This is a genomic window from Pseudomonas sp. BMW13, from assembly GCF_013357275.1.
In the GTDB taxonomy this organism is placed as follows: Bacteria; Pseudomonadota; Gammaproteobacteria; order Pseudomonadales; family Pseudomonadaceae; genus Aquipseudomonas; species Aquipseudomonas khazarica.
The window spans coordinates 226901-251086 of the sequence record NZ_SUKD01000006.1 but is presented as its reverse complement, the minus strand read 5'-3'; the positions used below and the strand labels follow the sequence as shown (position 1 = coordinate 251086).

General features: G+C 65.8%; 23 protein-coding genes. 18 read left to right on the top strand and 5 right to left on the bottom strand.

The window, feature by feature from the left end:
- Nucleotides 1–11: 11 nt before the first annotated feature.
- Entirely contained in the window at nt 12–176 is a 165-nt protein-coding gene (locus tag E4487_RS07465) for a hypothetical protein (protein ID WP_003459472.1), read from the top strand.
- 174 nt (nt 177–350) lie between these two features.
- Here E4487_RS07465 and moaE read toward each other — a convergent pair whose 3' ends face one another.
- The 5 genes from moaE to E4487_RS07440 form a co-directional block, all read right to left on the bottom strand.
- Nucleotides 351–803 carry a molybdopterin synthase catalytic subunit MoaE gene (gene moaE, locus E4487_RS07460; protein ID WP_037046848.1) on the bottom strand — a complete coding sequence of 151 codons (453 nt, stop codon included), beginning with the start codon at nt 801–803 and terminating at the stop codon, nt 351–353.
- 74 nt (nt 804–877) lie between these two features.
- A complete protein-coding gene (locus E4487_RS07455; protein ID WP_037046846.1) occupies nt 878–1120 on the bottom strand; it encodes a MoaD/ThiS family protein in 243 nt (80 codons plus the stop codon).
- Nucleotides 1117–1593 (bottom strand): cyclic pyranopterin monophosphate synthase MoaC, encoded by a 477-nt coding sequence (moaC, locus tag E4487_RS07450; RefSeq protein WP_037046843.1) that lies wholly within the window; start codon nt 1591–1593, stop codon nt 1117–1119. The genes E4487_RS07455 and moaC overlap by 4 nt, the downstream gene beginning before the upstream one ends.
- Nucleotides 1594–1781: 188 nt before the next feature.
- Complete coding sequence (locus E4487_RS07445) at nt 1782–3173, bottom strand: PhoH family protein (RefSeq protein ID WP_037046840.1); 1392 nt, start codon at nt 3171–3173, stop codon at nt 1782–1784.
- A complete protein-coding gene (locus tag E4487_RS07440) occupies nt 3166–3420 on the bottom strand; it encodes a hypothetical protein (RefSeq protein WP_134677771.1) in 255 nt (84 codons plus the stop codon). The genes E4487_RS07445 and E4487_RS07440 overlap by 8 nt, the downstream gene beginning before the upstream one ends.
- Before the next feature lie 271 nt (nt 3421–3691).
- On the opposite strand from E4487_RS07440, the gene yaaA reads away from it, so the two are divergent.
- The 17 genes from yaaA to E4487_RS07355 all read left to right on the top strand — a co-directional run bounded on the left by yaaA (nt 3692) and on the right by E4487_RS07355 (nt 24134).
- Complete coding sequence (gene yaaA / locus E4487_RS07435; protein ID WP_134677772.1) at nt 3692–4471, top strand: peroxide stress protein YaaA; 780 nt, start codon at nt 3692–3694, stop codon at nt 4469–4471.
- Nucleotides 4472–5173: 702 nt separating this feature from the next.
- Nucleotides 5174–6484, top strand: a complete 1311-nt coding sequence (gene algD / locus E4487_RS07430; RefSeq protein WP_037047397.1) for a GDP-mannose 6-dehydrogenase — start codon at nt 5174–5176, stop codon at nt 6482–6484.
- 48 nt (nt 6485–6532) lie between these two features.
- Entirely contained in the window at nt 6533–8014 is a 1482-nt protein-coding gene (alg8, locus tag E4487_RS07425; RefSeq protein WP_047587947.1) for a mannuronan synthase, read from the top strand.
- Nucleotides 8015–8040: 26 nt separating this feature from the next.
- Entirely contained in the window at nt 8041–9204 is a 1164-nt protein-coding gene (locus tag E4487_RS07420) for an alginate biosynthesis protein Alg44 (RefSeq protein ID WP_150608254.1), read from the top strand.
- Between the two features lie 10 nt (nt 9205–9214).
- On the top strand, nt 9215–10591 hold the full coding sequence (gene algK, locus E4487_RS07415; protein WP_047587951.1) for an alginate biosynthesis TPR repeat lipoprotein AlgK: 1377 nt from the start codon (nt 9215–9217) through the stop codon (nt 10589–10591).
- 14 nt (nt 10592–10605) lie between these two features.
- A complete protein-coding gene (locus E4487_RS07410) occupies nt 10606–12051 on the top strand; it encodes an alginate export family protein (RefSeq protein WP_150610194.1) in 1446 nt (481 codons plus the stop codon).
- 11 nt (nt 12052–12062) lie between these two features.
- Entirely contained in the window at nt 12063–13595 is a 1533-nt protein-coding gene (gene algG, locus E4487_RS07405) for a mannuronan 5-epimerase AlgG (RefSeq protein ID WP_175253040.1), read from the top strand.
- 11 nt (nt 13596–13606) lie between these two features.
- A complete protein-coding gene (locus tag E4487_RS07400; RefSeq protein ID WP_150608250.1) occupies nt 13607–15037 on the top strand; it encodes an alginate O-acetyltransferase in 1431 nt (476 codons plus the stop codon).
- A gap of 10 nt (nt 15038–15047) precedes the next feature.
- Nucleotides 15048–16121: a mannuronate-specific alginate lyase gene (locus E4487_RS07395; protein ID WP_150608248.1), complete on the top strand. Its 1074-nt coding sequence runs from the start codon at nt 15048–15050 to the stop codon at nt 16119–16121.
- A gap of 128 nt (nt 16122–16249) precedes the next feature.
- Complete coding sequence (locus E4487_RS07390) at nt 16250–17701, top strand: MBOAT family protein (RefSeq protein ID WP_134678106.1); 1452 nt, start codon at nt 16250–16252, stop codon at nt 17699–17701.
- A 13-nt stretch (nt 17702–17714) separates the two neighbouring features.
- Complete coding sequence (locus tag E4487_RS07385; protein ID WP_150608246.1) at nt 17715–18848, top strand: alginate O-acetyltransferase; 1134 nt, start codon at nt 17715–17717, stop codon at nt 18846–18848.
- A gap of 25 nt (nt 18849–18873) precedes the next feature.
- On the top strand, nt 18874–19524 hold the full coding sequence (locus tag E4487_RS07380) for an alginate O-acetyltransferase AlgF (RefSeq protein ID WP_150608244.1): 651 nt from the start codon (nt 18874–18876) through the stop codon (nt 19522–19524).
- Nucleotides 19525–19626: 102 nt separating this feature from the next.
- Nucleotides 19627–21057, top strand: coding sequence for a mannose-1-phosphate guanylyltransferase/mannose-6-phosphate isomerase (locus tag E4487_RS07375; RefSeq protein ID WP_037046805.1), 1431 nt, complete (start codon nt 19627–19629; stop codon nt 21055–21057).
- A 124-nt stretch (nt 21058–21181) separates the two neighbouring features.
- Nucleotides 21182–21646, top strand: a complete 465-nt coding sequence (locus E4487_RS07370) for a multidrug transporter (RefSeq protein ID WP_150608242.1) — start codon at nt 21182–21184, stop codon at nt 21644–21646.
- 89 nt (nt 21647–21735) lie between these two features.
- On the top strand, nt 21736–22566 hold the full coding sequence (locus E4487_RS07365) for an SDR family oxidoreductase (protein WP_150608240.1): 831 nt from the start codon (nt 21736–21738) through the stop codon (nt 22564–22566).
- Nucleotides 22563–22934, top strand: a complete 372-nt coding sequence (locus E4487_RS07360; protein ID WP_037046790.1) for a hypothetical protein — start codon at nt 22563–22565, stop codon at nt 22932–22934. Before E4487_RS07365 ends, E4487_RS07360 begins: the two co-directional genes overlap by 4 nt.
- Nucleotides 22935–22952: 18 nt before the next feature.
- Nucleotides 22953–24134 (top strand): AAA family ATPase, encoded by a 1182-nt coding sequence (locus E4487_RS07355; RefSeq protein WP_150608237.1) that lies wholly within the window; start codon nt 22953–22955, stop codon nt 24132–24134.
- The last annotated feature ends 52 nt before the right edge of the window (nt 24135–24186 follow it).

The window sequence follows — 24186 nt, the reverse complement described above, 5'->3', positions numbered from 1 at the left end:
GGAGAAGAACAATGGACCACTATCACCTGATGCTGATGCTGCTGATCGGTGGTTTTCTGCTGTTGGGCGTCGGTTTCAACTTTCGCGAGCACGAATGGGGCGTTCGCGTACTCGGCCTTGGCGTGCTGCTGATGCTGGTGCCGATCGCGCTGCGGGTACACCTGGCGCTGGCGTGAACGCGCGCGTGCGGGAGCCGGCTTGCGGGCGATCCGCCCGAGGTATCGCCGGCACCCCGCTGCCTGCGTGAAGTGGGTTTTCGCCACTACGAGAGACAGCGCGCTGGGAAAGTCAGCGCCGCTGAATGCTGGTTTTACAGGCGCAGAAGCAGGTCGTGCACCGCAGGCGACGCTCTATTGCTTCCAACGCTCGGCGGCGCTCTGGTCGCTGCAGCGACCCTCCACCCAGCGCGGCCCTTCACTGGTGTCTTCCTTCTTCCAGAACGGTGCACGGGTCTTCAGATAATCCATGACGAAGTTGCAGGCGTCGAACGCGGCCTGGCGATGGGCACTGCTGGTGCCGACGAAGACGATGGGCTCGCCCGGTTCCAGGCGGCCAACGCGATGGATGATCTCGATACCCAAAAGCGGCCAGCGCTCGCGGGCCTCGTCGGCGATCCTGGCCAAAGCCTTTTCGGTCATGCCGGGGAAGTGCTCGAGGAGCATGCCCCCAACCTCACGGCCGTCATTGAAATCGCGCACATAGCCCACGAACGTGACCACGGCGCCGATGCCGAGGTTGGCGGCATGCAACGCATTGAGTTCGCTCCCCGGATCGAACGGCTGGCTGTGTACGCGGATGGTCATGAGTGAGGTATCCAGGTCGGGAGCGGCCTGCACGCAGGCCGCTGCTATATAGGTGTACGCCACGAAGCGCTTGTTCAGCCGCCCGTCACGGTGGGGAAGAAGGCCACTTCATCGCCCTCGGCAAGCGGCTCGTCGAGGCTGCACAGCTCCTGATTGCGCGCACACATCAGGTTCTGCTCGCCCAGCACGTCCCACTCGCCCCCACGCGCCAGCAAGTGCAGGCGCAGGTCGTCGAGCGTGGCGAAATCGCCGCTGAGCTGTTCGTCGTCGCGGCCCAGGGCCTCGCGATAGCGGGCGAAGTACTGCACGCGAATCATGCTTGTTCCTCCAGCTGGTAATGACCGCTCTTGCCGCCGAGTTTTTCCAGCAGGCGCACCTGCTCGATGACCATGCCACGATCCACGGCCTTGCACATGTCGTAGAGGGTCAGCGCGGCGACGCTGGCGGCCGTCAGTGCCTCCATCTCGACACCGGTCTGCCCCGACAGTTTGCACCGCGCGGTGATGTGCACGGCATCGTCGCCCTCCGCGCTCAGCTCGACCTTGACGCCGGTGAGCATCAGCGGATGGCACAGGGGGATCAGGTCGCTGGTTTTCTTCGCCGCCTGGATACCGGCTATACGCGCCACGGCGAACACGTCACCCTTGGGGTGCTCGCCGGCGACGATCATCTGCAGGGTGGCGGGCAGCATGCGCACACGCGCCTCGGCGGTGGCTTCACGAAAGGTGGTCGCCTTGTCGGTGACATCGACCATGTGCGCACGGCCTTGGGAATCGAGGTGGGTCAGCACGGGAAAGCTCCTGGCGGGAATCGGTCGATTGTAAACCCGCAGGTCAGGATTTGGCAGGCATGTCGTAGCGGGGATGAACGTGCAGGTGATCCGCGAATATCGCGACTGAAGCAGCGCCTGCGACTCCCGCCCGATAAAAACGCCCCTGTTCTTGCGAACAGGGGCGCGAATGGTTGCCCGCCCGAAGGCTACATGTGACTTTCCGCGTACTCTGCGAGGATCGAGCGCGGCACGCCTTGCAGGGTGATGTGAACGCCGTGAGGGAAGTCCTTGAAGCGTTCGGTGAGGTAGGTCAGCCCCGAGCTGGGCGCCGACAGGTACGGCGTATCGATCTGCGCCAGGTTGCCCAGGCACACCACCTTCGAGCCACTGCCCGCACGCGTGATGATGGTCTTCATCTGGTGCGGCGTGAGGTTCTGGCACTCGTCGATGAGGATCAGGCTCTGCTGGAAGCTGCGCCCGCGGATGTAGTTGAGCGATTTGAACTGCAGCGGCACCTTCTGCAGGATGTAGTCGACACTGCCATGGGTGCTTTCGTCCTCCATGTGCAGGGCCTCGAGGTTATCGGTGATGGCGCCGAGCCAGGGCTCCATCTTCTCCGCCTCGGTACCGGGCAGGAAGCCGATCTCCTGGTCCAGCCCCTGCACGCTGCGGGTGGCGATGATGCGCCGGTAACGCTTGCTGACCATGGTCTGCTCGATGGCCGCCGCCAGCGCCAGGATGGTCTTGCCCGAACCGGCGGCACCGGACAGGTTGACCAGGTGGATGTCCGGGTCGAGCAGCGCGAACAGCGCCAGGGCCTGGTGAATGTCGCGCGGCTTGAGCCCCCAGGCTTCCTGATGCAGCAGCGGCTCCTGATGCATGTCGAGGATCACCAGTTCGTCGCCCTTGATGGCCTTGATCCAGCCGACGAAACCCTGCTCATCGAGGATGAACTCGTTGACGTGCACGGCGGGCAGGTTGTCGGTGAGCTGCACGCGATGCCAGGTGCGGCCATGATCCTGGCGGGTGTCGACCTTGCTCACACGCTCCCAGAACGAGCCGGGCAGGTCGTGGTATCCCTTCGACAGCAGGGAGACGTCATCGACCAGCTGGTCGGTGTGATAGTCCTCGGCGTCGATGCCACAGGCACGCGCCTTCAGGCGCATGTTGATGTCCTTGGTCACCAGTACCACGGACAACCCGGGATTACGTGTCTTCAGCTCCACCAGCTGGTTGATGATCTTGTTGTCGTTGAGGTTCTCCGGCAGCCAGGTCACCGGCGCCGCGCTCTTGCTCATGAGAATGGAAAGACGCCCACAGGGGCCGCTCTTGCCGCGCTGTATGGGTACACCGTATTCGACGTCTTCGGGCTCGGCTCCGGCGAGGATCTGGTCGATCAGACGGATCGCCTGGCGACATTCGGCGGCGACGCCATGCTTGCCGGATTTCAGCTTGTCGAGCTCTTCCAGCACCGTCATCGGGATGGCGACGTGGTGTTCTTCGAAGTTCAGCAGGGCATTGGGATCGTGAATCAGGACGTTGGTGTCGAGGGCGTAGAGGGTTGGAGCGGTGGGCTTGGAGCGTCCGTGGTCATCCATACTCGGTCACCTTCTTGTCGTAGCCGGGCGACGCAAAACCAGGGTCGGTGCTGCGCCGGACAGAGACCGCCGATTTTTCAGATCGGGGCCGAAAGGTGGCAAGCAAGGTGAGGGCCAATGGCCGCCACCTGTCTGCAGGTTTCGGCGGTCTTGCTTTTTTATTACCCCAATTCGCATGACAGAAAAATGTTTTTTTCTCGAACCCGGGGTTTATTTGTCGGTGCGACAGATAGCGCTTGGCGCTCACGCAGGACACCGTTAAAGTCCTAAGTCCTACCCGGCTTTCTGCGCCGAATCGCCGCACCCTCTTGCAGCATCCCCCGCGCCAATGCGGTGCAGCGCAGTTCTTCACGCAAGCGTCCATCTGCTTCCCTCCGCCGGCAACCCATGCCGACAGGATCACCCGCACGCCGATGCCTGGGCAGGCGTCGACGCGGTCGCTGTCAATCGCCCCGATAGGTGGTCTTGCCGATCCCCGACCTCTAGAATCGTCGCCACGCTTTCTGGAGACCCTGCCCATGCTGATGGTGATTTCACCGGCCAAGACCCTCGACTACGAGACGCCACCCGCCACCCCGCGCTTCACCCAACCCGAGCACCTCGACCACGCCCAGGAACTGATCGCCCAGCTGCGCGAGTTCAGCCCGGCCCAGATCGCCGAGCTGATGGGCCTGTCGGACAAGCTCGCCGGTCTCAACGCCGCGCGCTTCGGCAGCTGGGAACGCCCGTTCAACCCCTCCAACGCCAAGCAGGCGCTGCTGGCGTTCAAGGGTGATGTCTACACCGGCCTGAATGCCGAAGACCTCTCCGAGGAGGACTTCGATTTCGCCCAGGCCCACCTGCGCATGCTGTCCGGCCTGTATGGCGTGCTGCGGCCACTGGACCTGATGCAGGCCTATCGCCTGGAAATGGGCACCAAGCTGGCCAACGGCCGAGGCAAGGACCTCTATGCCTTCTGGGGCGAACGCATCAGCGGCTGGCTGAACGAAGCGCTGCAGGCCCAGGGCGACGACGTGCTGCTCAACCTGGCGTCCAACGAATACTTCGGCGCGGTCAAGCGCAAGGCGTTGAACGCGCGCATCATCGACACCGAGTTCAAGGACCTGAAGAACGGCCAGTACAAGATCATCAGTTTCTACGCCAAGAAAGCACGCGGCCTGATGGCCCGCTACGTGATCAAGGAACGCCTGAACGACCCCGAAGGCCTGAAGGACTTCAACTATCAGGGCTACCGCTACTCGGCCGAACAGTCCCAGGCCGACAAGCTGGTCTTCCTGCGCGACCAGCCACAGGACTGAACCCGACCTGGCCGCCCGCGCACCGCTTATCGGCTGGTGTGCGGGCTCCGCATCCGCCCCGCGCACCTCGTCCTCGCCTATCCCCCGCCATATCCCCGCCCCGATTCCCGCACGCGGCAAAGATTCCCCGGCACGGCGTTGCGCATGCAGAAACCGGCTTGGCATCACAGTTTCAGCTCATCCCAACTTTCCAGCGAACTTATCGCGCCGTTTAGTTATCGGATAGTTTCGAATTAATTAAATCGCGATGTGCCATCATGCATTTTGCAAACTTGCCACTATATTGCGATCAATTAGCCGTTCAGCTCCGGTTCAGCATCAGGACGAACGGTAGGAACTATCGGAAAGCGCCACGACTCATACAGCCCGTAACACATTTCAATACATAACTTTCTTTGTCACTGAACCTGCCTGATTGCGAATTAACTTTCGCCGGACAGATTCGCCCAAACGAAAGTTCCTGTATTCAACAGGGAGATTCACGAACCCGCCAAAGTACTGAAACAGAGGCCTCCCGCGAGGCACAAGCGACAACATCAAAGGGCCACTCTCTTATAAAGGCCCGTACTTGGCACCACTTCCGGTGCCCCACTCTACTTATGCCTGAATGAACTTGCCGCTGTAATGAACAGCAAGTTCACGGACGCGTTTTGGCCATAAGGCCAGTATTTGAAACTGCATCATACGGACGAGGTGAATACCATGCGAATCAGTATCTTCGGTTTGGGTTATGTAGGGGCCGTGTGTGCCGGCTGTTTGTCGGCTCGCGGCCATGACGTGATTGGCGTGGATATTTCCGCGCACAAGATCGACCTGATCAACAACGGCAAATCGCCCATCGTCGAACCGGGCCTGGAAGAACTGCTGCAACAGGGTCTGCGTCAGGGCCGCCTGCGCGGCACCACCGATGTCGCTGCAGCCGTACTGGAAAGCGATGTGTCGTTCATCTGCGTCGGCACGCCGAGCAAGAAGAACGGCGACCTGGAGCTGAACTACATCGAAGGCGTGTGCCGCGAGATCGGCATGGCCATGCGCGACAAGGGCGAGCGCCACACCGTGGTGGTACGCAGCACCGTACTGCCGGGCACCGCGAAGAACGTGGTGCTGCCGATCCTCGAGGACTGCTCGGGCAAGAAGGCCGGCGTCGACTTCGGCCTGGCGGTGAACCCCGAGTTCCTCCGCGAGAGCACCGCGATCAAGGACTACGACTTCCCGCCGATGACCGTCATCGGCGAGCTGGACCGCGCCTCCGGCGACCTGCTGGAAAGCATCTACAGCGAGCTGGACGCACCGGTCATCCGCAAGGACATCGAAGTCGCCGAGATGATCAAGTACACCTGCAACGTCTGGCACGCCGCCAAGGTCACCTTCGCCAACGAGATCGGCAACATCGCCAAGGCCGTCGGCGTCGATGGTCGCGAGGTGATGGACGTGGTCTGCCAGGACCACAAGCTCAACCTCTCTCGCTACTACATGAAGCCCGGCTTCGCCTTCGGCGGCTCCTGCCTGCCCAAGGATGTGCGCGCCCTGAACTACCGGGCCGGCAGCCTGGACGTGGAGGCGCCGCTGATCGGCTCGCTGATGCGCAGCAACGCCGCCCAGGTGCAGAAGGCCTTCGACATCATCTCCAGTCATGACTCGCGCAAGGTCGCCCTGCTCGGCCTGAGCTTCAAGGCCGGCACCGATGACCTGCGCGAAAGCCCGCAGGTGGAGCTGGCGGAAATGCTCATCGGCAAGGGCTTCGACCTGAGCATCTACGACCGCAACGTCGAGTACGCCCGCGTTCACGGCGCCAACAAGGACTACATCGAGTCGAAGATCCCGCACGTCTCCTCGCTGCTCAACAGCGACCTGGAAGACGTGGTGGCGAAGGCCGACATCATCGTCCTGGGCAACAGCGACGAGCGCTTCGCCAAACTGGCCGAGCAGGCGCCGAGCGGCAAGCGCGTGATCGACCTGGTGGGCTTCATGCCCCACGCCAGCAATGGCGTGGCCGAAGGGATCTGCTGGTAAGGGCCTGGCGTGCCCGCGTGCCAGGCACGCGGGCACCGAGAGACACATATGGACAAGCTCAAGAACGGCCTCAACGAAGCCAGCGGCTGGCTGCTCTATCTCAGCCTGCTGATGCTCCTGGCCCTGGCGTTGCCACGCACGGTGTTCGACCCCGAATCGCGGGACTTCCTCCTGCTCATCGGCATCGTCGGCATCTGGCGCTACTCCATGGGCGCCATGCACTTCGTGCGCGGCTGCCTGTTCCTCTATCTGGTCTACCCCTGGTATCGCCGCAAGGTGCTCAAGCTGGGCAAGGCGGCGGACCCTTCACATGTCTTCCTGATGGTCACCAGCTTTCGCATCGACGCGCTGACCACCGCCATGGTCTACCGCTCGGTGATTCGCGAAGCCATCGACTGCGGCTACCCGACCACCGTGGTGTGCTCGATCGTCGAGCTCTCCGACGAGCTGCTGATCAAGAACCTCTGGGCGCAGGCCGAGCCCCCCGAGCACGTCAAGCTGGACATCGTGCGCATCCCCGGCACCGGCAAGCGTGATGGCCTGGCCCACGGTTTCCGCGCCATCTCCCGGCAGATGCCGGACGAGCATGCGGTCGCGGCGGTGATCGACGGCGATACCGTGCTCGACCCGGGCGTGGTCAGGAAGTGCGTGCCCTGGTTCAAGCTGTTCCCCAACGTCGGCGGCCTGACCACCAACGAGTTCTGCGAGGTGCGCGGCAGCTACCTGATGAGCGAATGGCACAAGCTGCGCTTCGCCCAACGCCACCTCAACATGTGCTCGATGGCACTCTCCAAGCGCGTGCTGACCATGACCGGCCGCATGTCGGTGTTCCGCGCCAGCGTGGTGACCAACCCCGAGTTCATCACCGACGTCGAGAGCGATCACCTGGAGCACTGGCGCCTGGGGCGTTTCCGCTTCCTCACCGGCGACGACAAATCCAGCTGGTTCAGCCTGATGCGCCTGGGCTACGACACCTTCTACGTGCCCGACGCCAGCATCAACACGGTCGAGCACCCGCCGGAGAAGAGCTTCATCAAGGCCAGCCGCAAGCTGATGTTCCGCTGGTACGGCAACAACCTGCGGCAGAACTCGCGCGCCCTGCGCCTGGGTGTGAAGCGCCTCGGCGCCTTCACCAGCCTGGTGCTGTTCGATCAGCGGGTATCGATGTGGACCTGCATCCTCGGCCTGTGCGTGGCGCTCATCGCCAGCATCAAGTACAGCCTGATGTACCTGCTGATCTACCTGCTGTGGATCGGCAGCACGCGCCTGATCCTGACCCTGCTGCTGATGCTCTCCGGGCATCGCATCGGCCCGGCCTACCCGGTCCTTCTCTATTACAACCAGATCGTCGGTGCGCTGGTGAAGATCTACGTGTTCTTCCGCCTCGACCAGCAGTCCTGGACCCGTCAACCGACCAAGTTGAACCGTGGCCTGTCCAGCTTCGCCAGCTGGTTCAACAGCTGGTCGTCACGCGCCATGACCTTCTCTGCCGCCTCCGTCTTCATCGCCGCGCTGCTGGCGCTGGTGTGACCGTACTCGAATAGGAATTAGCCACCATGAACTCTGTCGCCAATCTCAACGTCGTCCATGAGTCCGAAGCCCAGCGCCAGCACGCCCGCGTCAAGCTGCCCGGGCGCCTGCGCTACAGCAATGCCCAGCGCGAGCGCATCGACGCGCGCCTGCAGGATGTCTCCGCGGGTGGTTTCAGCTTCACCAGCGAGAACGCCACGCACAAGGTCGGCGACTTCCATCGCGGCCAGCTGCAGTTCCAGCTCGACAGCCTGGTCCTGGGCCTGGACATCGAGTTCCAGGTCACCTCGGTGCAGCCCGAGCACAACCGCGTCGGCTGCCAGTTCCACGGCCTCGGCGCCCGCGAGACGGCCGCCCTGCGCCACCTGATCAGCGCCCACCTGGCCGGCGAGCTGGTCAATGTCGGCGAAGTGCTGCACATTCTCCAGCGCGACAACTTCACCAAGGCGCGCAAGAACGGCTCCGGCAGCGGTATGGGCGTGTTCGGCCGTCTGCGTGCGGTCACCTTCAGTGGCGCCATCTTCCTCATCGGCCTGGCCGCCTTCGGCTACATCGGCAAGTCGATCTACGGCCTGTACTTCGTCACCCATGCCCAGTCGGCGCAGATCAGCCTGCCGGCGCTGCAGGTGACCATGCCGCGCGAGGGCAGCGTGCAGAGCCTGGCTCAGCCTGACGGGATGATCGAGAAAGGCGCGCCGATCGCCACCTTCACCACCAGCATGCTGGAGATGCTCAAGGGCCACCTGGGCGACGACCAGCTCGAGCCGAGCCAGATCGAGGCGCTGTTCGCCCGCGAGATGCAGGGCACCCTGACCAGCCCGTGCAACTGCAAGATCGCCCGTCAGCTGGTCGCGGACGGCCAGTTCGCCAGCAAGGGCGACGTGATCTTCGAGCTGGTGCCGCAGGATGGCGTGGCCACTGTCAGCGCCAGCTTCCCCTACCGCCACCTGGAGCAGGCCCGCCCAGGCACGCCGGTGACCTTCAAGGTCGCGGGTGAAGCGCAGTCGCGGCGCGGCGAGATCGTCAGCAGCAGCCTGCACGACGGCGGCCTGAGCTCGGACATCCGCGTGGTGATCAAGCCGCAGGACACCCTGCCGGCCAGCCTCGCCGGACAGCCGGTGGACGTGGTCATCGACCGTGGTCCGTCGCTGAGCTGGCTGGTCGATCGCGCCGTCGCCGCAGGTCGCTGAGGAGATCGCCGTGAGCATGCCCCTTCTTCGCCCCGCCCTGCTCGGTTTGGCCGTCGGCGCCACGCTGGCCGGTTGCGCCGGCCTGCCGGACGAGCGCCTGGCCCGTGAAGCCCTGCACAGCGGCGACCAGCAGACTGCCGAATGGCATTTCCGTCAACTCGCCGAGATGGGCTACAGCGACGCGCAGATCGGTCTGGCCGATATCTACGCGGCCGGCGGCCAGGACCAGGATCTGGATGAGGCCGAGCGCATCTATCGCCAGGCCCTGGACGGTTCGCCACGGGCCAAGGCACGCCTCGGCAAGCTGCTGGCACGCAAGCCCGGCAGCAGCCTGGCCGAGCGCCAGGAAGCCGCCGAGCTGCTGGAAAGCGCCAGCCGCGCCGGCGAACCGAGCGCGCTGCTACCGCTGACCGAACTCTACCTGTTCTACCCACAGGACTTTCCCGCCATGAACATCGCGCAACGTATCCAAGACTGGCGCCAGGAAGGCCGGCCGCAGGCCGAGCTGGCGCAGATTCTCCTGTACCGCACCGATGGCACCTACGACCAGCACCTGGGCGAGATCGAACGCATCTGCCAGGCCCGCCTGGCCAGCAACGACGCCTGCTATGCGGAACTGGCGACCGTGTACCAGAAGCAGAATCGCGAAGACGACCGCGAAGCGCTGCTCGAGCAACTGCTGGCCGGCTACCGCACGGGCACTGTCTCGCCCAACCAGGTCGAGTCCGTGGCCCAGGTGCTCAGCGACGCCGAGCTCGGCCAGCCGCAGCCGCAACGCGCCCAGGACCTGCTCGAAACCATCGCCCCGGACTACCCGGCGGCCTGGGTCAGCCTGGCGCGCCTGCTCTACGACTACCCGGCGCAGGGCGATACCGAGACCCTGCTCGGCTACCTGGACAAGGGCCGTGAAGCCGCCCTGCCGCGCGCCGAGCTGTTGCTGGGGCGCCTGTACTACGAAGGCAAGCTGCTGCCGAAAGAGCCGCACAAGGCCGAGCAGCACCTGCGCAAGGCCGCGCCCAGCGAGCCCAGCGCCAACTACTACCTGGGACAGCTCTACCTGCGTGGCTACCTCGGCGAGGTCTACGCCCAGCAGGCCCTAGACCACCTGCTCAGCGCCGCCCGCGCCGGCCAGCTCAGCGCCGATTTCGCCCTGGCGCAGATGTTCAGCCAGGGCCGTGGCGTCAAGCCCAACCCGGTCAACGCCTACGTCTTCAGCCAGCTGGCCCTGCCGCGCAACACGCCGCCGACCTTCGAGCTGGCGCACGCGGTGGCCGAGAGTCTGACCCCGGCGCAACTGGCCGAGGGCCAGCGCCTGCTGCGCGAGGAGCGCGATGCACGCGGCATCGTCCTGCAGCAGCAGGCCGCCCTGCAGGTCAGCCAGCCATGAACAAGGATGCCCGCATGCAGCTAAACCGTATCGTCAGTCAACTGGGACTGGGCGCCAGCCTGCTGGCAGCCAGCACCGCCCCCGTCTGGGCGGCGGATGCAACGAAGAACTTCGGCCTGGACGTGAAGATCACCGCGCAATCGGAAGACGACCGCGACCTGGGCACCCGCAGCGGCGGTGACGTCAACGGCCTCGGCCTCGACGTTCGGCCCTGGGTCTACGGCGAGCGTGGCAACTGGAGCGCCTTCGCCATGGGCCAGGCGGTGACCGCCACCGATACCATCGAGACCGACCCGTTGCAGGACGATGGCGAAACCAGCGAGCAAGGCAACGACGCACGTCAGCCGGACAAGAGCTACCTGGCGCTGCGCGAATTCTGGGTCGACTACGCCGGCCTCACCGCGTACCCCGGCGAGCACCTGCGCGTCGGGCGCCAGCGCCTGCGCAGTGACGAAGGCAGCTGGTGGGACACCAATATCGAGGCCATCAACTGGCGCTTCGACACCACCCTGCTGCAAGCCACCGTCGGCGTCGCCGAGCGCTTCTCCGACTACCGCACCGACCTCGACGACCTGGCGCCCGAAGACGAGGATCGCCAGCACGTCTTCGCCGGCCTCGACTACCAGTGGACGCCCGGCCATCGCATCGGCGCCAAGCTGCACCACAGCCGCGACGACGGCCACCTGGCCAACCCCGGCGAGCGCATCGACGAGCTGAGCAAGCGCTACACCGGCGACCTCACCTGGTTCGGCGTGCACGCCGACGGCGGCTTCTTCGAGCGCAACTCGCGCAACCGCCTCAACTACTGGGCGCAGTTGACCTGGCTGCAGGGCGACACCGATCAGCTGCAACAGCAGGTGGTCGGCGACGAGCGCCTGGCCACCGGCTCGCGCAGCCAGGACGTCGACGCCTGGGCAATCGACCTGGGCCTGCGCTACAGCCTCGATGACAACTGGAAGGTCGGCGCTGCCTACGCCCGTGGCAGCGGCGGTGGCGATGACGATACCTCGCACCAGTTCATGCAGACCGGCCTGCAGAGCAACCGTGCCAACTTCACCGGCGTCGAATCGCGCCTGCACCGCTACGGCGAGGCCTTCCGCGGCGAGCTCTCCAACCTGCAGGTGGCCAGTGCATTCAGCTCCTGGCAGCTGGGCGAGGACTACGACGCCAGCGTCGTCTACCACCGTTTCTGGCGCGTCGATGACGATCAGGACGTCGGTGACAGCGGCATCACCGCGCCGCTGCAAGCCGGCGAGAAAGACATCGGCCAGGAAGTCGACCTGGTGCTCACCCGCTACTTCAAGCAGGGCCTGCTGCCGGCCGCCGTGGCCGAACAGCTGGACGAGCGCTCGGCACTGGTGCGCCTGCGCGCCGGCGTGTTCCTGCCCGGCGATGCCTATGGCAGCGGCACCGACTCGGTGATGCACCGCGCCTTCGTCGACTTCATCTGGCGCTTCTGAGGGATCGGACCATGCAACCCAACGGCTTAGCCCTACCCCTGCTGCTCGGCGCGCTGTGCCTCGGCGTGCCGCTGGCCCAGGCCAACCCGCAGCACCACCAGTTCGACTACCGCGTGCGCAGCGCTCCGGCCGAGGAGCTGCACATGGAAACGCCCAAGCTGCCGGACCTGTCCGGCTACACCAAGGACGCCGTGCTGGCGAAGATTCCGCGCGGGCACAAGGGCAAGGTGGTGGTGCGGCGCATGCTGCGCCAGGACGCACTGAAGGACTTCACCGGGGGCAACGAGCGCCTGCGCGAATGGATCGAGCGCCAGCAAGGCATGCCCCACGCGATCTTCATCGAAGGCGGCCTGGTCACCGCCCAGGACCTGGCCGAGGCGCTGCCCGACAGCCAGTTCGCCGAGCAGGCACCGGGCGTGTACATCGCCCGCCTGCCCATCGTCGTCTCCGCGGGCGCCGCGCTGCACGTCGGCAAGGAAACCCGCGAGCTGCGCCTGTCGCAGGAACGCGGCGCGTTTCTGGTCAACGACGGCCTGATGTTCCTCACCGACACCCGCGTCACCGCCTGGCGCGAGGCGGACAACGGCCCGGCGACCTTCCGCGAGGCCAAGGAGTTTCGCCCCTTCCTGGTGTCCTGGGGCGGCAGCGAGCTGTACATCGCCAGCAGCGTGCTGACCAGCCTGGGCTACGACAACTCCAAGTCCTACGGCGTGTCGATCACCCAGTACACGCCGAACATGCACGAGCGCCTGCAGCGTGCAGAACCGACCGGCTGGCTGATCGACTCGGAGTTCGTCGACCACTGGTACGGCTTCTACTGCTACGAAGCGCAGAACGTGGTGATCAAGGGCAACACCTACCGCGACAACATCGTCTACGGCATCGACCCGCACGACCGCTCGCACGGCCTGATCATCGCCGAGAACACCGTGTTCGGTACCAAGAAGAAGCACGGCATCATCATCTCGCGCGAGGTCAACGACAGCTGGATCATCAACAACGAGAGCTACGACAACAAGCTCTCCGGGGTGGTGATCGACCGCAGCAGCGTGCGCAACCTGATCGCCTACAACCGCGTGCACGGCAACCATTCCGACGGCATCACGCTGTACGAGAGCGGCGACAACCTGCTGTGGGGCAACCAGGTGCTGCGCAACCGGCGCCATGGCATCCGCATTCGCAACAGCGAGAACATCCGCCTCTACGACAACCTGTCGGCGATGAACCAGCTGACCGGCGTGTACGGCCACATCAAGGACCTGAGCAACACCGACCGCGACCTTGAGCTGGACCCGTTCGACACCAAGATCTCGATGATCATCGTCGGCGGCACCCTGGCCGGCAACGGCTCCAGCCCGATCAACATCGACTCGCCGCTTTCCGTCGAGATGTACCGCGTGAAGATGCTCGCGCCGAGCAAGGCCAGCGGCATCCAGCTGGCCGGGATTCTCGGCGAGAAGCAGGACGAGATTCTCGACCTCATGGTGCGCCAGCGCCTGCCCGTGCTGATCGACCCGATCGAGCCCGAGAAACTGACCAATTGATGAGGCCAAAGATGACACCATCGCCCTTCAAACTCCTCTCCCTGAGCATGGCCTGCGCCCTGGCCAGTACGGCGCTGCAAGCCGAAGAGCGGCAGGCGCCGCAGTATCAGGTCGAGGACTGCTGCTCGCTGTGCCCGGCAGCGCACGACGCCAGCCGCTACACCAGCAACTACATGAAGAACTTCGTCACCCTGCTCGATGCCGACGAAGGCTGGCTGTTCCGTAGCGTGGAAGACCTGCGCACCGAGTTCGGCACCAGCGAGGTCGGCTATCGCCGCCTCAAGGAACTGCGCGACGGCCTCAAGCAGCGCGGCGTCGAGCTGGTGGTGGTCTACCAACCGACCCGTGGCCTGGTCAATCGCGACAAGCTGCGCCCCGCCGACTACCAGCGCTTCGACTACGACAAGGCCCTGCACAACTACCGCCAGGCCCTCAACCGTTTCGAGCAGCTGGGAATCTGGGTCCCCGACCTGAGCGGGCTCACCGACGAACACAGCGAGCAGGACTTCTACTTCCGCCGCGACCAGCACTGGACACCCTATGGCGCCGAGCGCACCGCGCGCCTGGTGGCCGAAACGATCAAGCGCATTCCCGGCTTCGAGGACATCCCACGCAAGGAATTCGTCACCCAGCGCGTCGGCCTGATGGGCAAAACCGGCACCATGCAGAACGTCGCCAGTCAGCTGTGCGGCACCGGCTACGCGGTGCAGTACGTCGACCAGTTCATCACCGAACCCAAGGACGCCAGCGATGGCGACGCCCTGTTCGGCGACGAGAGCAGCCCGAGGATCACCCTGGTCGGTACCAGCCACAGCGGCAAGAACTACAACTTTGGTGGCTTCCTCGAGGAGTACCTGGGCACCGACGTGCTCAACGCCGCCTTCCCAGGCGGTGGCCTGGAAGGCGCGATGCTCGAATACCTGGGCAGCGAGTCGTTCCAGAACGACCCGCCGCAGATTCTCATCTGGGAGTTCTCGCCGCTGTACGACCTGGCCTCGGACAAGATCCACCGCCAGCTGATGGCCACCCTGAACAACGGCTGCGCAGGCCAGACCGAGCTGCTCAGCAGCGAGAAGCGCCTGCATCCCGGCAGCAACGAGGTGCTGGTCAACGGCAAGAACAAGCTGCTGACCCTGGCCGGCAATCGCCACCAGCTCGACCTGCGCTTCAGCGATCCGTCGGTCAAGCGCGTCGACGCCACCATCTGGTACCTCAACGGCCGCCGCGAGCAGATCAAGCTGGAGAAGCCCAACACCGTCGATACCGACGGACGCTTCGCCGTCGAACTGCGTGACGAGCCGGGCTGGGGCGACGAGAACTTCTTCGCCCTGGAAATCGAGAAGCCCGCAGACAGCGACGACGACCTGAAAGTCCAGGCCAGCCTGTGTCAGCGCCCGACTGGCGCCGCCCAGCAGGTTGCCCGGCACGGCGCGGACGACTGAGGAGGCCACCATGCCCATGCGACTCGCCCCACTCACGCTCATGAGCCTGCTGCTCAGCGCCCCGGCCTTCGCCGCGCTGCAACCGCCGCCCGGCTACCACGCCGCCGTCGGCCAGCGCGGCGGCGAAGCGCCCAGCTGCCAGGCCGTGCCCCGTCCCTATACCGGCGACCTGCAGTTCACCAGCAAGTACGAAGGCTCGAACAGCGCGCGCGCCACGCTCAACCGCAAGGCCGAGAAGAACTTCCGCGAGCAGACCGCGAACATCACCCGCCTGGAGAAGGAAGCCGGACGGATGATCACCTACTACATGCGCACCGGCCAGCAGGGCCACCTGGACTGCGCCGTCGAGTGGCTCGACCAGTGGGCCAGCGCCGATGCCCTGGAGTCCGAGCAGTTCAACCACACCGGCAAGTCGATGCGCAAATGGGCGCTGGGCAGCCTGGCCGGCGCCTGGCTGCGCCTGAAGTTCTCCGAGTCGCAGCCGCTGGCGGCCTACCCGCAGCAGAGCGCGCGCATCGAGGCCTGGTTCACCCGCCTGGCCGAGCACACGGTGCGCGAATGGAGCGGCCTGCCGCTGCGCAAGATCAACAACCACAGCTACTGGGCCGCCTGGTCGGTGATGGCGGTGGCCGTCATCACCGATCGCCGCGACCTGTTCGACTGGTCGGTGGAGCAGTTCCGCGTCGCCGCCGGCCAGGTCGATGCCGACGGCTACCTGGCCAACGAGATGCGTCGCAGCCAGCGCGCCCTGGCGTACCACAACTACGCCCTGCCACCGCTGGCGATGATCGCCGCATTCGCCCAGGCCAACGATGTCGACCTGCGCGACGCCAATCACGGCGCCCTGCAACGCCTGGCCGAACGGGTGCTGCAAGGTGCCCGCGACCCCGCTGCCTTTGCCCGCCGCAGTGGCGCCGAGCAGGACATGGCGGAGCTGCACAAGGACTACAAGTACGCCTGGCTGGCGCCTTACTGCAGCCTCTATGCCTGTGACGAGCAGACCCGCGAGCTGAACCAGGAGCGGGGGCCGTTCAACAGCTTCCGCCTCGGCGGCGAGGTGACGCAGGTGTTCGAAAAACCCTAGAGGCGGCTTGCCGGCGATGCTTTCAGAAGCCGATCGCCGGCAAGCCGGCCCCTACACGTAGCAAAACAAACCCTCCGCTCGCGGGGGGAAAGGGGGGCGCTGCCCCGGCTGTTCACGGAGAAGCACGGATGGTCTTTTCATCCAACGTATTTCTGTTCCTGTTCCTGCCGATCTTCCTCGGCCTGTACTACCTGTGCCCGAACCGCGGGCGCAACCTGCTGATCCTGATCGGCAGCTACACCTTCTACGCCTGGTGGCGGGTGGACTTCCTCCTGCTGTTCGCCGCCGTGACGCTGTGGAACTACCTCTTCGGCCTGCGTATCCAGGCGCATGCCGGCACCCAGGCAGCGCGCCGCTGGGTGGCCGTGGGGGTGATCGGCAACCTGGCCACCCTGGGCTATTTCAAGTACGCCAACTTCGGCGTGGCCAACATCAATGCCCTGCTGGAAGCCGCCGGCATGCAGCCGTTCGTGCTGACCCAGGTGATCCTGCCGATCGGTATTTCCTTCTACATCTTCCAGTCGATCAGCTACCTGATCGACGTGTACCGCAAGGACACCGAACCCACGCGCAACCTGATCAACTTCGCCGCGTTCATCGCCCTGTTCCCGCAGCTGATCGCCGGCCCCGTGCTGCGCTACAAGGACCTGGCTGACCAGTTCACCGACCGCACGCACAGCCTGGACAAGTTCTCCGAAGGCGCCACGCGCTTCATGCAGGGCTTCGTCAAGAAAGTGTTCATCGCCGACAGCCTGGCACCGCTGGTCGACCACTGTTTCGCGCTGGACAACCCGACCACCGGCGAGGCCTGGCTGGGCATGGTCGCCTACACCGCGCAGCTGTACTTCGACTTCTCCGGCTACAGCGACATGGCCATCGGCCTGGGCCTGATGATGGGCTTCCGCTTCATGGAGAACTTCAACCAGCCCTACATCAGCCAGTCGATCACCGAATTCTGGCGACGCTGGCACATCAGCCTGTCCACCTGGCTGCGCGACTACCTGTACGTACCGCTGGGGGGCAACCGCCACGGCACCTTCAACACCTACCGCAACCTGTTCCTGACCATGCTGCTGGGCGGTTTCTGGCATGGCGCGAACTGGACCTTCCTGATCTGGGGCGCCTGGCACGGCACCTGGCTGGCCATCGAACGCGCACTGGGCGTGAAGGCCGCGGCCACCCAGTTCAACCTGTTCAAGTGGGCCTTCACCCTGCTGCTGGTGATGCTCGGCTGGGTGATCTTCCGCGCCGAGAACCTCGAGGTCGCCGGGCGCATGTACGCCGCCCTGTTCGCCTTCGACGACTGGCACCTGAGCGAGCTGACCCTGGCGCGCATCACCGGCCTGCAGATGAGCACGCTGCTCCTGGCCTGGGTGGTGATCGCCCTGTGCGGCGCCCGGCAGTTCCTCGCCGGTCGTCGCCACGCGCCGGGGATGACCCTGGCCGGCGCCGGCGCTGCCCTGCAGGCCGTGGACATGCGCACGGTCGCCCTGCGTGGCGCGCTGCTCCTGCTGTTCTGCGCCTCGCTGCTCAAGCTCTCGGCGCAGAGCTACTCCCCCTTCCTCTACTTCCAGTTCTGAACGGAGGCCGATGATGAACCGCCCCATCAAGACGCTCTACGTCGTACTGTTCAGCCTGCTCCTGCTGCCCGTCAGCCTGCTCGCGCTGGCCAACCTCGCCGACTACCGCATGCCGGCCAAGCCCAGCGTGCTGGATGGCGGCCTGGCCAAGAGCATCGAGCAGCACTACGACGAGCAGTTTCCGCTGAAGCAGGCCGGCATCAACCTGTGGGCAGCGCTGGAGTACCTGGTCTTCGGCGAAGGGCGCAGCGGCCTGGTGATCGGTGACGGCGGCTGGCTGTACTCGGACGAGGAGTTCGACCCGGTGCCCGACGCCCAGCGCCAGATGCGCGACAACCTGGCACTGATCCGGGGCGTGCAGCGCCAGCTGGAGCAGCGCGACATCCACCTGGTGCTGGCCATCCTCCCGGCCAAGACCCGCCTGTATCCCGAACACACCGGCGAGCACCACCCGAGCGCCCTGCAGACCAGCCTCTACCCGCGCTTCCACCGCGCCGTGCGCAATGCCGGAATCGCCGCGCCCGACCTGCTCGGCCCGCTGCTGGCCGGCAAGGGCAAGGCGCAGATGTTCCTGCGTACCGATACCCACTGGACGCCTCAGGGCGCCGATGTCACCGCACGCGCCCTGAGCGACGTGGTGCGCAGCGCGGTGCAGCTGCGTGGCGAACCCCAGCGGTTCGTGACCGAGACCGTCGAGACCCGCGCGCACCAGGGCGACCTGACCCGCTTCCTGCCCCTGGCGCCGCTGTTCGAAAGCCTGTTGCCGCGAGCCGATCAGCTGCAACAGCGCGAAACCCACAGTGCCCAGGCCGGCAGCGACGACCTGTTCGCCGACAGCGACATGCCGGTGGCCCTGGTCGGCACCAGCTACAGCGCCAACCCGGCCTGGAACTTCGCCGGCGCACTGCGCCAGCACCTGCAGCGTGACCTCGGCAACTACGCCGAGGAAGGCGAAGGCCCGCTGGTGCCGATGCTCAAGTACCTGCAGAGCGAGGAGTTCGCGGACAACCCGCCGCAGCTGGTGATCTGGGAGTTCCCCGAGCGCTACCTGCCGATGACCAGCGATTTCACCGATTTCGACCCGCAATGGCTCGCCGCCCTCAAGGCGGGCGGCGAGCGCCAGGGGCTGGCTGCGGCCAGCCACTGATTCATCCCCCAAGGAGGACTATCCAATGACCAAACCAACCACCCTGCGCCGCTTCACCCTGGGTACCTGCGCGCTGGCCCTCGGCCTCGGCATGCTGCAGGCACACGCCGCCGATGACGGTGCGCTCTACGGGCCCAAGGCGCCCAAGGGCTCGGCCTTCGTCCGTGCGTACAACGCCAGCAGCGCCGAACTCGATGTCAGCGTCGGCCAGACCCAGCTCAAGCAGATCTCGCCGCTGGGCTCCAGCGACTTCAAGTTCCTCCCGGCGGGCAGCTACCAGGCTCAGGTCGGCACTGCGCAGATGCCGGTGCAGCTGCAACCCGAGCACTACTACACCCTGGTCAGCCAGAGCGGCGCCAAGCCGCGCCTGGTCGAGGAGCCGCCCTTCACCAGCCGGCAGAAAGCCATGCTGCGCGTACAGAACCTCAGCGACAGCACCCTCAGCCTGAAGACCGCCGACGGCAAGACCGCCGTGGTCGCCGACGTCGCACCCGATGGCCGTGGCGATCGCGAGATCAACCCGGTGAAGGTCGGCCTGGCGCTGTTCGAAGGCGAGCGCAAGGTCGCCGACCTCAAGCCGGTCACGCTGGAGCGCGGCGAGGTGGTCAGCCTGTTCGTCACCGGCGGCCAGGGCAAGTTGTCGCCGGTCTGGGTCAAGCGCCCCATCGATGGCTGAGGCCATCCACGGCTTCTGCAGAACAAGGAAAACGGCGGGTACACGTCGCACCGACACGACACGGGCAAACCACTTGATCAATCGTTCAGGAGAGACACAACCATGACCCCTATCATCCTTTCCGGTGGCAGCGGCTCGCGACTCTGGCCTCTTTCGCGCAAGCTGTACCCCAAGCAGTTCCTCGCCCTGACCGGTGAGCAGACGCTGTTCCAGCAAACCCTGCAGCGCCTGTCCATCGAGGGCATGCAGCCTCCGGTGCTGGTGTCCAACCAGGAACACCGCTTCATCGTCCAGGAGCAGCTGGAGCAGATCGGCCAGCAGGCGCAATTGCTGCTGCTCGAACCCTTCGGCCGCAACACCGCGCCGGCCGTGGCCATGGCAGCCCTGCAACTGCTGGCCGAAGGTCGCGACGAGCTGATGCTGGTGCTGCCGGCCGACCATGTGCTGGACGACCAGCAAGCCTTCCGTCAGGCGCTGGCGCTGGCCACCGTGGCCGCCGAGAAAGGCGAGATGGTGCTGTTCGGCGTACCGGCCAACCGCCCGGAGACCGGCTACGGCTACATCCTCGGCGAGACCGACGGCGAGCTGCCGGACGGCGTCGCACGGGTCTCCAGCTTCGTCGAGAAACCCGACGCCAAGCGTGCCTCCGAGTACGTCGAGAGCGGCAACTACTACTGGAACAGCGGCATGTTCCTGTTCCGCGCCAGCCGCTTCCTGGAAGAGCTCAAGCAGCATGACGTGGATATCTACGACACCTGCCTGCTGGCCCTGGAGCGCAGCCAGCGCGAGGGCGAGCAGATCGCCATCGACCCGGCCACCTTCGCCTGCTGCCCGGACAACTCCATCGACTACGCGGTAATGGAAAAGACCGATCGCGCCTGCGTGGTGCCGCTGTCGGCAGGCTGGAACGACGTCGGCAGCTGGTCGTCGATCTGGGAAGTGCATGACAAGGACGCCGCCGGCAACGTGGTCAGCGGCGACGTGCTGCTGGAAGACAGCCGCAACTGCCTGGTGCACGGTAACGGCAAGCTGGTGTCGGTGCTCGGCCTGGACGACATCGTCGTGGTGGAGACCAAGGACGCCACGATGGTGGCGCACAAGGACCGCGTGCAGGACGTCAAGAAGCTGGTCGGCAAGCTCGACGCGCAAGGCCGCAGCGAAACCCAGAACCACTGTGCCGTCTACCGCCCCTGGGGCTCGTACGACTCGGTGGACATGGGCGGTCGCTTCCAGGTCAAGCACATCACCGTCAAGCCGGGGGCGCAGCTGTCGCTGCAGATGCACCACCACCGCGCCGAACACTGGATCGTGGTATCCGGCACCGCCCGCGTGACCTGCGACGACCGCGAGTTCCTGCTCACCGAGAACCAGTCCACCTATATCCCGATGACCTCGGTGCATCGCCTGTCCAACCCGGGCAAGATCCCGCTGGAGATCATCGAGGTGCAGTCCGGCACCTACCTGGGCGAAGACGACATCGAGCGCCTGGAGGATGTCTACGGCCGCAGCGACGCGGTGGCGGCACATGGCTAGGTAAGCGCCCCACGCAGGAGCCGGCCTGCCGGCTCCTGCGCACATCCCCGGTAACGCCTCGGTGGTTACCCGTGCGACGACAGCTTGTGTACGATGAGCGCAGACTTCAATCAGGGCTGTTCTCATGCTGTTCGGTGTCGCACTCGTCATTACCTGGCTGATCCTGCTGATCCGCTATCCGGGCAAGGCCTTGCCGGTTTCCATGGCGGCGCTGCTCGGGCTCGGCCTGGTCGCCACCTGGGTGCTCTGGCAGGAAAGCCGCGACGAGCGCTACCTCGCCCACCTCGAACTGCGCCTGAACTACGACCCGCAGCGCTGCCCCGCCGACCGCCCGCTGGCCATCGCACTCAGGAACGGCAGCGACGCCGCCCTGCTCGAGCTGCGCTGGGAGGTCGCCGCCTACCGCCCCGGCAACGCCACCAACCTGGCCCAACGCCTGTACGAGTCGCCACGCTACAGCGGCCCGGGTGAACTGCTGCCGGGCGCCAGCTGGAGCGACTGCCTGCCCGTGCCCGATCTGCGCAGCGGTTATCGCCCGTCCACGCTGGAATTTCGCGCCGAGCGCCTGCAGGGCAAGTTCGTCCCATGAACGCAGAAACACCGGCAGCGGACGTTGGCCATGACTGCAGCCGTGGCTGCTAAGCTGCAGCCCCATTCGCGTCTCAGGGAGTCCCGCGCATGCCTCAACCCAGCGTCCTCATCACCGGCTGCTCCAGCGGCATCGGCCGCGCCCTGGCCGATGCGTTCAAGGCCGGCGGCTATGCCGTCTGGGCCACGGCGCGCAAGGCGTCCGACCTGGCCGAACTGCAACAGGCCGGTTTTCATGCGGTAGCACTCGACGTCAACGATGGCGAGGCCCTGCAGCAGTTGGCCGAGCGCCTGGGCGAGGAGATCGGCGGCCTCGACGTCCTGATCAACAACGCCGGCTATGGCGCCATGGGCCCGCTGCTCGACGGTGGCGTGGACGCCATGCGCCAGCAGTTCGAGACCAATGTGTTCGCCATCGTCGGCGTCACCCGTGCGTTCTTCCCCCTGTTGCGCCGCAGTCGTGGCCTGGTGGTGAACATCGGCAGCGTATCGGCCATCCTGGTCACCCCTTTCGCCGGCGCCTACTGCGCCTCCAAGGCGGCGGTGCATGCCCTGAGCGATGCGCTGCGCATGGAACTGGCGCCCTTCGCCATCGAGGTGATGGAAGTGCAGCCCGGCGCCATCGCCTCCAGTTTCGGCGCCAGCGCCAGCCAGCAGGCCGAAGCCCTGATTCGCGAGGATTCGCCCTGGTGGCCATTGCGCGAGGGCATTCGCGCGCGCGCCAGGGCCTCGCAGGACAACCCAACCCCGGCCAGCGATTTTGCCGCACACCTGTTCGCCGCCGTCCAGCGCGACAAGCGCCCGCGCCTGCTGCGCCTGGGCAACGGCAGCCGCGCCTTGCCCCTGCTCGCCGCGCTGTTGCCGCGCGCGCTGCTGCAACGGCTGCTGAGCAAACGCTTCGGCCTGGCCAAGGCGCTATGAGCGAACCCCTGCACCTGCGCTACTACGCCGCTGCCGGCGTGATCACGGCTGTGTTGCTCAACCTGCTGCTGCGCACCTTCGTGCGCCTCGGCGGGATGATCACCACCCTGCTGATTGCCGCCGCCATCGCCGCCGGCCTGGCGCTGGTGTTCCACTGGCGCCAGGGGCGTGCGCCCAGCAACGCGGAGCGCTGGCGCTTCACGGCGCTTTATGGCGGCGTACTGGGGCTGCTCTACCTGGGGCTGCTGGGCATGATGTACCTGCAGGACACACCCAGCCCCATGGGCCTGTTTCTCTTCAGCCTGCACTACCTGTGCTACCCGCTGCTGGCCTGGTGGGCCTTTGCGCCGCGCCATGGCCGCCGATAACCCGTCAGGACGACACTCATGCTGCACACCCTCGCCGTTGCCAATTACCGCTCGATCAACCGCCTGATCCTGCCGCTGGGGCGGCTCAACCTGATCACGGGCGCCAATGGCAGCGGCAAGTCCAACCTGTATCGCGCCCTGCGCCTGCTGGCGGAGACCGCGCAAGGCGGCGTGGTCAACGCCCTGGCCCGTGAAGGTGGCCTGGAGTCGAGTTTCTGGGCCGGGCCGGAGAAGGTGTCCCGGCGCATGCGCAATGGCGAGGTAGCCGTGCAGGGCGGCCCGCGACAGGGCGCCATGCGCCTGCGCCTGGGGTTCGTCGGGGATGATTTCGGCTACAGCATCGCCCTGGGCCTTCCCGAGTCGAACTCGGGTGAGGATCGCACCACGCCCAGCGCCTTCGCCCTCGACCCGGAGATCAAGCGCGAGTGCATCTGGGCCGGTACCAGCTACCGACCGGCGGCGCTGCTGGTGGATCGCGCCGGCCCCATGGTGCGCATGCGTGAGGGACGCAGCTGGGAGGTACTGGCCCAGCACCTCCCGAACTACGACAGCCTGTTCGATCAGATCGGCAACGACCCCGGTTGCCCGGAAGTCTTCCAGCTCCGGGAAACCATACGCCGCTGGCGCTTCTACGATCATTTCCGCAGCGACGCCGACGCGCCGGCACGGCAGCCACAGCTGGGCACACGCACGCCGGTGCTGCATCACGATGGCCGCGACCTGGCCGCAGCCCTGCAGACCATCCGCGAGATCGGTGACCCCGCCGCACTGGACGCCGCCATCGACGACGCCTTCCCCGGCAGTCGCCTGCGCATCGACTTCCAGGCCGGCGGGCGCTTCGTCGTCGAGCTGCACCAGGAGGGCCTGCTGCGCCCGCTGGGAGCCGCCGAACTGTCCGATGGCACGTTGCGCTACCTGCTGCTGGTCGCCGCCCTGCTCACGCCACGGCCACCCTCGCTGATGGTGCTCAACGAGCCGGAAACCAGCCTGCACCCGGACCTGCTGCCTGCGCTCGGGCGCCTGATCATCGCCGCCTCGCGGCAGACCCAGGTATGGGTCGTGTCCCACGCCAGCCGCTTGATCGCCACGCTCAGGGAAAGCCCCGAGTGCAACATCCTGGAGCTGGACAAGCAGCTCGGCCAGACCTGCATCCGCGGCCAGGGCATGCTGGACGAGCCGCCATGGCACTGGCCGGACTGAGCAGCCCGAGCGCAGCCCCGCAGGAGCTTGTGGGCCGGCGCCTGCGACGACC

Bases quoted from the DNA above. Each gene is read 5' to 3' on its own strand.
- E4487_RS07380 (WP_150608244.1), top strand. From the start codon at position 18,874: ATGACCAAACCAACCACCCTGCGCCGCTTCACCCTGGGTACCTGCGCG.
- E4487_RS07365 (WP_150608240.1), top strand. From the start codon at position 21,736: ATGCCTCAACCCAGCGTCCTCATCACCGGCTGCTCCAGCGGCATCGGC.
- E4487_RS07395 (WP_150608248.1), top strand. From the start codon at position 15,048: ATGCCCATGCGACTCGCCCCACTCACGCTCATGAGCCTGCTGCTCAGC.
- E4487_RS07465 (WP_003459472.1), top strand. From the start codon at position 12: ATGGACCACTATCACCTGATGCTGATGCTGCTGATCGGTGGTTTTCTG.
- E4487_RS07445 (WP_037046840.1), bottom strand. From the start codon at position 3,173: ATGGATGACCACGGACGCTCCAAGCCCACCGCTCCAACCCTCTACGCC.
- E4487_RS07360 (WP_037046790.1), top strand. From the start codon at position 22,563: ATGAGCGAACCCCTGCACCTGCGCTACTACGCCGCTGCCGGCGTGATC.
- E4487_RS07385 (WP_150608246.1), top strand. From the start codon at position 17,715: ATGAACCGCCCCATCAAGACGCTCTACGTCGTACTGTTCAGCCTGCTC.
- E4487_RS07390 (WP_134678106.1), top strand. From the start codon at position 16,250: ATGGTCTTTTCATCCAACGTATTTCTGTTCCTGTTCCTGCCGATCTTC.
- E4487_RS07370 (WP_150608242.1), top strand. From the start codon at position 21,182: ATGCTGTTCGGTGTCGCACTCGTCATTACCTGGCTGATCCTGCTGATC.
- algG (WP_175253040.1), top strand. From the start codon at position 12,063: ATGCAACCCAACGGCTTAGCCCTACCCCTGCTGCTCGGCGCGCTGTGC.
- E4487_RS07375 (WP_037046805.1), top strand. From the start codon at position 19,627: ATGACCCCTATCATCCTTTCCGGTGGCAGCGGCTCGCGACTCTGGCCT.
- E4487_RS07355 (WP_150608237.1), top strand. From the start codon at position 22,953: ATGCTGCACACCCTCGCCGTTGCCAATTACCGCTCGATCAACCGCCTG.
- alg8 (WP_047587947.1), top strand. From the start codon at position 6,533: ATGGACAAGCTCAAGAACGGCCTCAACGAAGCCAGCGGCTGGCTGCTC.
- E4487_RS07420 (WP_150608254.1), top strand. From the start codon at position 8,041: ATGAACTCTGTCGCCAATCTCAACGTCGTCCATGAGTCCGAAGCCCAG.
- E4487_RS07455 (WP_037046846.1), bottom strand. From the start codon at position 1,120: ATGATTCGCGTGCAGTACTTCGCCCGCTATCGCGAGGCCCTGGGCCGC.
- moaE (WP_037046848.1), bottom strand. From the start codon at position 803: ATGACCATCCGCGTACACAGCCAGCCGTTCGATCCGGGGAGCGAACTC.
- yaaA (WP_134677772.1), top strand. From the start codon at position 3,692: ATGCTGATGGTGATTTCACCGGCCAAGACCCTCGACTACGAGACGCCA.
- E4487_RS07400 (WP_150608250.1), top strand. From the start codon at position 13,607: ATGACACCATCGCCCTTCAAACTCCTCTCCCTGAGCATGGCCTGCGCC.
- E4487_RS07410 (WP_150610194.1), top strand. From the start codon at position 10,606: ATGCAGCTAAACCGTATCGTCAGTCAACTGGGACTGGGCGCCAGCCTG.
- algD (WP_037047397.1), top strand. From the start codon at position 5,174: ATGCGAATCAGTATCTTCGGTTTGGGTTATGTAGGGGCCGTGTGTGCC.